The sequence below is a fragment of the bacterium genome (assembly GCA_029210545.1).
GTDB lineage: Bacteria > BMS3Abin14 > BMS3Abin14 > BMS3Abin14 > BMS3Abin14 > JARGFV01.
Genome location: JARGFV010000205.1, coordinates 1 through 871 on the forward strand (window position 1 = coordinate 1; position 871 = coordinate 871).

At 48.1% G+C, this 871-nt stretch carries 1 tRNA gene; it reads left to right on the top strand.

The window, feature by feature from the left end:
- The first annotated feature begins 395 nt into the window (after positions 1-395).
- Positions 396-469 (top strand) — tRNA-Cys (locus tag P1S46_12310).
- The last annotated feature ends 402 nt before the right edge of the window (positions 470-871 follow it).

Consider the following 871-nt stretch of genomic DNA (forward strand, 5'->3'; position numbering starts at 1 on the left):
GGAGGAAGGACCAGAGTTGTGTGATGAGTGCAGTAAGCTCCTCAGGCATGCTATCGTCATGAGGGTTTTATGTACCCTGGATCCCAAGCCGAAGTGCCGCAACTGCCCAGAGCACTGCTATAGACCGATGTACAGGGATAAAATGGAAACGGTAATGAAATACGCAGGACCGAGGAGCCTGTTGTCGTGGAGCAGATAATGCCTGTTTCAACGTATCCAAGTGTCTACGTGTCTGGGTATTAAAGCAAATGCGTAACAATATAACCGGGTGTGCATGTACCAAGGCATTGCGATGAGAATGTTGAACTGTACTTTACTTAGATACCTTGATACATAGACACTTGGATACGAAATCTTGACAAGATCTCGTTCCAGCATCTAATATCCCTGCAAACGGCGCCATGGCCAAGTGGTAAGGCAGAGGCCTGCAAAGCCTTTATCCCCGGTTCGAATCCGGGTGGCGCCTCCAGACATAAAAACCAGCCGGTCCTCAGGATCGGCTGGTTTTTTATGTCGAAGGTGGAATAGGGGAAGTGGAATGCCGAATTAAAACTCGCTTTTAAAGGTTTGGCGTGTGTCTTGCAGCGTCAAACGGTTATGATGACTTCGTAAAAAGTCCATCAAACGCCCCGTCTGGGCGCCCGAATCAATAGCTGTCCATTGCAAAGGTATGAAGCAACAGTGGGACTGATTGGCCTTATCAAGTACTATCGTGTATTATTCGGGCCAGGTGCACACATAAGTGGGCAATGTGCACACGTTAGTGGGCAGATTCAGGGTTCGACTTTATTTTCAAATGTTACCGGGGCTAGAGTACGGTCCCAAAAAGCCCCCCATGCAGGGGACAAAAGGAGGAATATTATGAGGATTA